We start from the raw sequence: 8,780 nt of genomic DNA, 5'->3' as shown, positions 1-8,780 counted from the left end.
ACGGCCTGTGCGACGCGATGTTCCACATGATCCGCCAGAACGCCGCCGGCTCGGTCCACGTGCTCGCGCGGATGCTGGACGTCCTCACCCGCGCCGCGGAGGTCGAGCGACTGACCTCGCGCCTGTCCGAGCTCGGGCGCCATGCCGACCTCGTGCTCGCCGCCGCGCGGCGCGACGTCGCCGACCCGCGCGACCTCGCCGACCTGGAGGAGCGGCACACCCGCTTCGTTCGGGTGCGTGCGGGAGCGGCTCAAGCTGTCGGGTGAATCGATGCGGCATGCCCTGTCGACGAGGATCGTTGAACTCTTGGGGGCGGCCCGTCGGGATCGAGTGGCAGGCCTACAAGTGCACCGGGATGGCCGCCGCCACTGCGAGCGAGACGAAGGTCCGTCCATTGCCGCGATGGATCTCGGGACGGCCGGCGTCGGCGTCCTTAAGCCGTGAGATCATGCGGGGACGATTGGCTTGAGCGCTCTCCACCGAAGTGGATGCCGGTTCGGCGAAAGAGAGCGCGTCACAACAAGGACTTAGAGCCGTTCCCGATTGCAACGTGATGGGGAACGGCTCTAAGGAGAACCGCGGTCGCGGTCCCCACCGACGAAACCGCGACATGCCCGGTCGGGTCCGGATCATCGGCTTGGCCCATAGCGTCCCGCAAGGGCGCTTCGGCCATGTCGTCGTCGCTCGGCACGCCCGGCCCGGTCAGCGCCTGCTCGTCGCCGAGGAGGTGCTGGCCGGACGCGATCACGTACCGACCCGCGAACGCGCCGTGGCGGAACACCGCCTGCTCAGCAACCCTACCGATGCAATTTGTGGAAGAAATGTGGCGCCGCCCCCTTCCCAGCTGGGCCTGGAGAGGCCGCGGCCAAAGTCAAGATCGACCCGTCTCTCGCCAAGCGGCCGGCGAGCCCGATCCGACGAAACCCAGGTAAGCGTACCCACTGGCTGTTGAGAGCGAATCCAACGGGCTTGCCAATAGCTCGAACGAGCGAGGGCGCCGACTTACGCGTGCTAACTTTTGGGAGATTCTTGTTAGCACCGCGGATCATGGATCCTAGCCAAGTGCTTGATTTGTATGGCGCGCCTACGGGGAATCGAACCCCGGTCTGATCCGTGAGAGGGACCTGTCCTAACCGCTAGACGATAGGCGCTTTACTTGAGCAAGACTTGCTTACTACATACCTACCTTGGGACAGTCAACGATCGTAGCGGTCATTGGAACACCTGCAGGCCGGCAACCCTTGGTAGGCTGACCGTGCCCAACCCCTTGTACCTACATACTCGGTAGGGTCGAAGGGGCATGAAGCTGTCCTAGACCGCTGGGCGATGGGAGCTTCCCGCGGCGGCGTGGCGATCCTATAGCGACGCCTGAATGCGGGAGCAACCCCCGCGTGACGCTTTTTCGAGGCGGGCGGGAGAAACGGTGTGACGGGTGATCCGGTGGGGAATGCGGGCGGGACGGAGCGGCAGGGCGTGGTCGCCGCGGAGGCGCCGGTGCGGCTGGATCGGGCGCTGGCGCTCCTGTTCCCCGACCTCTCGCGCTCGCGGCTCCAGGATCTGGTGCGGGCGGGCCATGTGCGGCGGGACGGCGCGGCGGTGCGCGACCCGTCCCTGAAGGTCGCGGCCGGCGCGAGCCTCGCCGTCACGGTGCCGGAGGCCGCGCCCGCCGCGCCGCTGCCCGAGGCGCTCGGCCTCGTCGTGCCCTACGAGGACGACGACCTCGTCGTGATCGACAAGCCCGCCGGCCTGGTGGTGCATCCAGGCCCCGGCAACGAGACCGGCACGCTCGTGAACGCCCTGCTCGATCATTGCGGCGACAGCCTCTCGGGGATCGGCGGGGTGCGCCGGCCCGGCATCGTGCACCGGCTCGACAAGGACACGAGCGGCCTGATGGTCGTGGCCAAGAACGATGCCGCCCATCACGGCCTCGCCGCGCAGTTCGCCGACCACGGCCGCAGCGGGCCGCTGGAGCGCGCCTACCTGGCGCTGGCCTGGGGCGTGCCCGAGCCCGCGCGCGGCACCGTCACGGCCGAGCTCGCCCGCTCCCGGCACAATCGTGAGAAGATCGCGGTGGTGCGCCCTGGCGAAGGCCGCCACGCGGTGACGCACTACGCCGTCGAGGCGCGCCACGGCGCGGAGGTCGCCCGGGTGCGCTGCCGCCTGGAGACCGGGCGCACACACCAGATCCGGGTGCACCTCGCCCATATCGGGCACCCGCTCCTCGGCGACCCGGTCTATGGCGCAGCCTTCAAGACCAAGGCGGCGCGGCTGCCGGAGGCGGCCCAGGCCGCGCTCGCGGCGCTGCGGCGGCAGGCGCTGCACGCGGCGCTCCTCGGCTTCGCGCATCCGCGCACGGGCGAGCATCTGCGCTTCGAGAGCGCGGCCCCGCCCGACCTCGCGCGGCTGGCCGCGACGCTCGGGCTGTAACCGCCGCACGGGGACAGCGAAGGGGAAGGGCAAAGGGGGATGGCGCGCCCGAGTTGCCCGCCGGCAACGGTCAAGCCCGATCCGCGCGCAGGTGCGAAAGGACACCGATACCCGCGGCCAATCGTGCCAGTGTCAACCGACCGGGCCCTCGCGCGTTGATCACGACAACCGGTTCGCGGAACCGCTACCGGCCCGACGGCTCACGGAGTACAGATGGTGAGTCGCACGGCCGGCTCAAGGAGCGACCGTCCGCAACACGCGTCCGCCCGGGAGGGGGACCCTCAAGGAGAATGCCCATGGCCGGCGCTTTGCCCGTGCTCGCCAACGAAGGTGGCCTGTCGCGCTACCTCGACGAGATCCGCAAGTTCCCGATGCTGGAGCCGTCGGAGGAGTTCACCCTCGCCAAGAGCTGGCGCGACGGGGGTGACCGCGAGGCCGCGCACCGCCTCGTGACCTCGCACCTGCGTCTCGTCGCCAAGATCGCGATGGGCTACCGCGGCTACGGCCTGCCGATCGGCGAGGTGGTCTCGGAAGGCAATGTCGGCCTGATGCAGGCGGTCAAGCGCTTCGACCCCGACAAGGGTTTTCGCCTCGCCACCTACGCCATGTGGTGGATCAAGGCCGCGATCCAGGAATACATCCTGCGCTCGTGGTCGCTCGTGAAGATGGGCACCACCGCCAACCAGAAGAAGCTCTTCTTCAACCTGCGAAAGGCCAAGGGCCGGATCTCGGCGCTCGACGAGGGCGACCTCAAGCCGGATCAAGTCGCACAGATCGCGACCCGCCTCGGCGTGCCGGAGCAGGACGTGGTCGACATGAACCGGCGCCTGTCCGGCGACACCTCGCTCAACGCGCCGCTGCGCGAGGAGGGCGAGGGCGAGTGGCAGGACTGGCTCGTCGACAACAGCCCGAGCCAGGAGACCGTGCTGGTGCGCGAGCAGGAGGGGCAGAACCGCCTCTCGGCCCTGCGCGACGCCCTCGGCGTGCTCAACCCGCGCGAGCGCCGCATCTTCGAGGCGCGGCGGCTGGCCGACGACCCGATCACGCTGGAAGACCTCTCCGGCGAGTTCGGCGTCTCCCGCGAGCGCGTGCGGCAGATCGAGGTGCGGGCCTTCGAGAAGGTGCAGGAGGCGGTCAAGCGCAACCTCGCCACCCGCGAGGCCTCCCCGGGCCGTGAGGCGCGGGCCGAGGCCTGACGCCGCCGGAATCCCGACGCCGCGCGCCGGGATCGCCGCTCCGATGCCGCCCGTTTCGGAAGCGGGCGACGGAGGCCGGCGGCTCAGGCGGACGCGACCGCGCCGGCCCTCACCGCCACTGCTCGAACGCCCGCTGCATCACCTGCGCGCCCGTGTTGCCCTTCTCGAAGGTCACCACGGCGCGCTGACCGTTGGCGTAGCGCAGGCCGAGATCGAACCAGTTGCGATGGAGCAGGAAGTCGGTGTTCCGATCGACGTCGTTGCGCAGGGACGACAGCCCGATCAGGAACAGGTTCTCGCGCACCCGCACCGGCAGTCCCGAGAGGGGTGAGCCCCGGGCGCCCTCATCGTCCTTGGCCTGGAGCAGGCCGACATCCTGAACCGTCCGCTTCGACGCCTCCGGCCCCGACGGGCTGAAGGCGAGGCTCACGGTGTGCGAGGCCGGCAGGGTCGCGTCGAGATTGCGCTGGATCGTCAGCGTCAGGGTGAGGGCGTCCGGGATCGTGATCGTCGCGACGATCGCCGTCTGCAGGGGCTGACCCTGCTCGCCGCTCACGGATTCCAGCCGCCACAGGACGCGCCCCTGGCTCGTCACCGGCTGCGCGTCCGGTCCGCCGCCGCCCTCCTCCAGCAGCGTCGCGCGCTGCGCGACGGCGAGGTCGGGCTGGGCCGGCGCCTGACCCGCCCCTTGAGCGGGCGCGCGGCCCTCGGCGGGCGTCGCGCGCTCGGCCGGCGCCGGCTCGCCGCCGACCCGGTCCGCGAATTTCGCGTCGCCGCTCTCGGGCTGGCTGTCCGCGCCGCTCGGCGCGGCCGCCTGGAACTCGGTCGGACGATCGCGCAGCAGGTAGGCCGCGACCGCGATCGCACCGATCACGCAGGTGAGTACGACCCCCACGAAGGCGTTGCGCAGGAGCCGCGAGCGGTTGCGCGGCGCCACCACGTCGATGCGCGGGCGCTGGCGCCCGTTCGCGATCTCGGGCGTGGCCGCCGGCTCCGGGGCGGCGACCGGCTCCGGCTCGGATGGGGGCGGCGCCTCGCCGGGCGGCCGCGGGGCGGCGATGGCGATGGCCGGCTCCCGCGGCGGCTCCACCGGCGCCGGGACGAAGTGCGGCGGGGGCGCCGGCGGCAGGAAGGGCTCGGCCGGGTGCTCGGGCGGCGCGGCCTCGGCGAAGGCGGCCGGCCCCGGCACGGGCGGCGGCGGGGCCGGCGTCTGCACCGGCGGCGCCGGCGAAGGGACGGCCGGCGGCGGCTCCGGCACCTTGGCCGGACCCTGCGCCGGGGCGGGCGCGACCGCCGGCGCGGCGTCCGGATCGTTGGCGGCGGCCGGGATGTCGTAGGTCGCCTCCAGACGGGTGATCGCCGTGTCGAGCGCCCGGCGCTCGGTGTCGATGTCGTCCTCGCTCAGCGGCGGGTCGATCGAGCGGAGCTGGGCGACCAGCGCGTTGCGCGCCCGGTCGTAGACGGCCCGGCGCATCGCGGGCGTCCGGTCGGGCAGCGCGTCGAGGGCGCGCGCCAGCAGCGGGTAGTAATCGGCCATCGTCCCCGGTCCGGTCCCCTACGGGCTGACCTCTGGGCGCCACGCGCCCGAGGCTCGTGCTGCCTAGTCCTCGAAGGGGTTGTGCATCAGGATGGTGTCGTCGCGCTCCGGCGAGGTCGAGAGCAGGGCGACGGGCGCCCCGATCAGTTCCTCGATCCGGCGCACGTACTTGATCGCCTGCGCCGGCAGCTCCGCCCAGGAACGGGCGCCCGCCGTCGTCTCGGCCCAGCCCGGGAACTCCTCGTAGATCGGCTCGACCCGTCCTTGCGCCGCCTGGCTCGCCGGCAGGTGGTCGATGGTCTGGCCGTCGAGGCGGTAGCCGGTGCAGATCCGGATGGTCTCGAACCCGTCGAGGATGTCGAGCTTGGTCAGCGCGATGCCGTGGATCCCCGAGGTCCGCACGGTCTGGCGCACCAGCACCGCGTCGAACCAGCCGCAGCGGCGCTTGCGGCCGGTGTTGACGCCGAACTCGCGGCCCTTGGCGCCGATGGTCTCGCCGATCTCGTCGAACAGCTCGGTCGGGAACGGGCCCTCGCCCACGCGGGTGGTGTAGGCCTTGGCGATGCCGAGCACGTAGCCGATCGCGCCGGGCCCGAGGCCGGAGCCGGTGGCGGCCTGGGCGGCGACGATGTTGGAGGAGGTCACGAACGGGTAGGTGCCGTGGTCCACGTCGAGGAGCGCGCCCTGCGCGCCCTCGAACAGGATGCGCTTGCCGTGGCGGCGCTCCTCGTCGAGGAGCGACCAGACCGGCGCCACGTAGGGGAGGATGGTGGGCGCGATCGCCTTCAGCTCAGCCAGGAGCGCGCCCGCGTCGACCTCGTCGATCCCGAGGCCGCGACGAAGCGCGTTGTGGTGGGCGAGCAGGCGCTCGATCTTGGCGGGCAGCGTGTCGGGGTCGGCGAGGTCGACGACCCGGATGGCGCGCCGGCCGACCTTGTCCTCGTAGGCCGGGCCGATGCCGCGCTTGGTCGTGCCGATCTTGAGACCCACATTCGCGGTCTCGCGGAAATGGTCGAGCTCGCGGTGCAGCGGCAGGATCAGCGTGGCGTTGTCGGCGATGCGCAGCGTCTCGGGCGAGATCGCCACGCCTTGGCTTTGGATCCGCGCGATCTCGTCCACGAGATGCCAGGGATCGACCACGACGCCGTTGCCGATGACCGAGAGCTTGCCGCCGCGCACCACGCCGGAGGGCAGCAGCGCCAGCTTGTAGGTGACGCCGTCGATGACGAGGGTGTGGCCGGCATTGTGCCCGCCCTGGAAGCGCACCACGATGTCGGCCTGCTCGGAGAGCCAGTCGACGATCTTGCCCTTCCCCTCGTCGCCCCACTGGGCGCCTACGACGACGACGTTCGCCATGCGTGCCTTCGATCCGTGTGTTGTGCCAGCGGACGATAAGCCGGCTTGTGCGCGGGTAACCCGTTGCCGTGAGACCCTTTCCGCGATCCGGCCCGGGAAATCAAGCAAGCCGCCCCCAGGCAGCGGTGCATGGAGCGGTGCATGGCGGACGGGACGCTCCGCGCGACAGGCGCGCCGGGGGCGCCTAGAAGAGCCGGGAGACCGGCCCGAGCGGAGACCCGAGACGATGCGCACCGAGACGCCCCCGCTGATCCACCTCGCGGATTACCGGCCGAGCGACCACCTGATCGAGCGGGTCGATCTCGACGTGCGGCTCGACCCGCACCGCACCCGGATCACGGCGGTGCTGAGCCTGCGCCCGAACCCGGCGGGCGAGGCCGGGGCGCCGCTACGCCTCGACGGCGACGACCTGCGCCTCGTCGCGCTCGACCTCGACGGCGCGCCGCTGGCGCCGGGGAGCTTCACGGCCGGGCCGCAGGGGCTGGAGATCGCCGAGCCGCCGCAGCGCCCCTTCACGCTCACGATCGTCACCGAGGTGGATCCCACCGCCAACACGAAGCTGATGGGGCTCTACCGCTCCGGCGGGGTCTACTGCACCCAGTGCGAGGCGGACGGGTTCCGGCGCATCACCTACTTCCTCGACCGGCCGGACGTGCTCTCGGTCTACACCACCCGGATCGAGGCCGACGCCGCCGAGGCGCCGGTGCTGCTGGGCAACGGCGATCCCGTCGAGGGCGGCCCGGTCCCCGGCACCGACCGGCACTACGCCGTCTGGCACGACCCGCACCCGAAGCCCGCCTACCTGTTCGCCCTGGTGGGCGGGCGGCTGGACCCTGTCGAGACGACCTTCCGCACGCTGGAGGGGCGCGACGTCCGGGTCGCCGTCCATGTCGAGCCCGGCAAGGCGGAGCGGGCCGCCTACGCGCTCGACGCGGTGATCCGCTCGATGCGCTGGGACGAGGAGGCCTTCGGGCGCGCCTACGACCTCGCCGTGTTCAACGTCGTCGCCGTCTCGGATTTCAACATGGGCGCGATGGAGAACAAGGGCCTCAACATCTTCAACGACAAGTACGTGCTGGCCAGCCCCGAGACCGCCACCGACGCCGACTACGCGGCGATCGAGGCGATCATCGCGCACGAGTATTTCCACAACTGGTCGGGCAACCGCGTCACCTGCCGGGACTGGTTCCAGCTCTGCCTGAAGGAGGGCCTGACGGTCTTCCGCGACCAGGAATTCTCCTCCGACATGCGCTCGCGCGCGGTGCACCGCATCGCGGAGGTCCGCGCCCTGCGCGCCCGGCAGTTCCCCGAGGATGCAGGCCCGCTGCGCCACCCCGTGCGCCCGACCGCCTACGCGGAGATCAACAACTTCTACACGGCGACCGTCTACGAGAAGGGCGCCGAGATCGTCCGGATGCTCAAGACCCTGCTGGGCCCCGAGGCGTTCCGGGCCGGCATGGACCGCTACTATGCCGACAACGACGGGCGCGCCGCCACCGTCGAGGACTTCCTGAAGGCCTTCGAGGCGGAGAGCGGGCGGGACCTTTCGGCGTTCGCGCAGTGGTACGCCCGGCCCGGCACGCCGCAGCTCACGGCCTCGGGCCGCCACGACGCGACGGCGCGGACCTACGACCTGACCCTCGCCCAGAGCCTCGACGACGGCGAGCCCCTGGTGATCCCGGTGGCGCTCGGCCTCGTCGGCGCGGGCGGCGCCCTCGACGGCGCGACCTGCCCTGAGGTGCGGGACGGGGTCTACGTGCTGGCGGCGCGGGAGGCGACGCTCCGCTTCTCGGAGGTGCCGGAGCCGCCGGTGCCCTCGCTGCTGCGCGGCTTCTCGGCCCCGGTCCGGCTCCAGGCCGATCTCTCGGAGGGCGACCATCTGCGGCTGCTCGCCCACGACACCGACCCGTTCAACCGCTGGCAGGCCGCGCAGAGCGTCGCCCACGCCCTGATGCGCGGCGGCAGCGCCTCGGCCGCCTTCGCGGAGGCGCTCGGCCGGCTCCTCGACCGCGAGGGCGCGCGCGACCCCGCCTTCGCGGCCCTGGCGCTCGCGATCCCGAGCGAGGGCGAGGTCGCCAACGAGATGCGGGCGGAGGTCGATCCGGACGCGATCCACGCCGCGCGCAGCGCGCTCCGGCGCGAGCTCGGCCTCGCGCTCCGCCCGCGCCTCGACGCGCTCTGGGACGCGCTCGCCGAGGCACCTGGCGTCCCCTACAGCCCCGACGCCGCGGCGGCCGGCCGGCGCGGCGTCGGGGCTGTAGGGG

General features: G+C 72.0%; 6 protein-coding genes, 1 tRNA gene and 1 pseudogene. 4 read left to right on the top strand and 4 right to left on the bottom strand.

Annotated elements, in window-relative coordinates; translation table 11 throughout:
• A pseudogene (locus AX737_RS10805) lies at window positions 1-266 on the top strand (DUF2254 domain-containing protein); the annotation flags it as partial.
• A 248-nt stretch (window positions 267-514) separates the two neighbouring features.
• Here the strand turns inward: AX737_RS10805 and AX737_RS10800 are convergent.
• The gene (locus AX737_RS10800; protein WP_066921204.1) at window positions 515-781 is read right to left on the bottom strand and encodes a hypothetical protein; all 267 of its coding nucleotides are present in this window, start codon (window positions 779-781) and stop codon (window positions 515-517) included.
• A 295-nt stretch (window positions 782-1,076) separates the two neighbouring features.
• Window positions 1,077-1,151 (bottom strand) — tRNA-Glu (locus AX737_RS10795).
• Between the two features lie 322 nt (window positions 1,152-1,473).
• Between AX737_RS10795 and AX737_RS10790 the strand changes: the two genes are divergently transcribed.
• Both AX737_RS10790 and rpoH read left to right on the top strand, forming a co-directional pair.
• Window positions 1,474-2,427 carry an RluA family pseudouridine synthase gene (locus AX737_RS10790; RefSeq protein WP_156453649.1) on the top strand — a complete coding sequence of 318 codons (954 nt, stop codon included), beginning with the start codon at window positions 1,474-1,476 and terminating at the stop codon, window positions 2,425-2,427.
• Between the two features lie 296 nt (window positions 2,428-2,723).
• Complete coding sequence (gene rpoH, locus AX737_RS10785; RefSeq protein ID WP_066921201.1) at window positions 2,724-3,623, top strand: RNA polymerase sigma factor RpoH; 900 nt, start codon at window positions 2,724-2,726, stop codon at window positions 3,621-3,623.
• Window positions 3,624-3,732: 109 nt separating this feature from the next.
• Here the strand turns inward: rpoH and AX737_RS10780 are convergent, their stop codons facing one another.
• Window positions 3,733-5,160, bottom strand: coding sequence for a histidine kinase (locus AX737_RS10780; RefSeq protein ID WP_066921199.1), 1,428 nt, complete (start codon window positions 5,158-5,160; stop codon window positions 3,733-3,735).
• Between the two features lie 63 nt (window positions 5,161-5,223).
• Window positions 5,224-6,516 (bottom strand): adenylosuccinate synthase, encoded by a 1,293-nt coding sequence (locus tag AX737_RS10775; RefSeq protein WP_066921198.1) that lies wholly within the window; start codon window positions 6,514-6,516, stop codon window positions 5,224-5,226.
• 226 nt (window positions 6,517-6,742) lie between these two features.
• Between AX737_RS10775 and pepN the strand changes: the two genes are divergently transcribed.
• On the top strand, window positions 6,743-8,780 hold a 2,038-nt coding region (gene pepN, locus AX737_RS10770), incomplete at its 3' end, for an aminopeptidase N (protein WP_066921196.1).

The sequence above is a fragment of the Methylobacterium sp. CCH5-D2 genome (genome assembly GCF_001556475.1).
In the GTDB taxonomy this organism is placed as follows: domain Bacteria; phylum Pseudomonadota; class Alphaproteobacteria; order Rhizobiales; family Beijerinckiaceae; genus Methylobacterium; species Methylobacterium hispanicum.
This window is presented reverse-complemented; position numbering and strand designations above follow the sequence as displayed.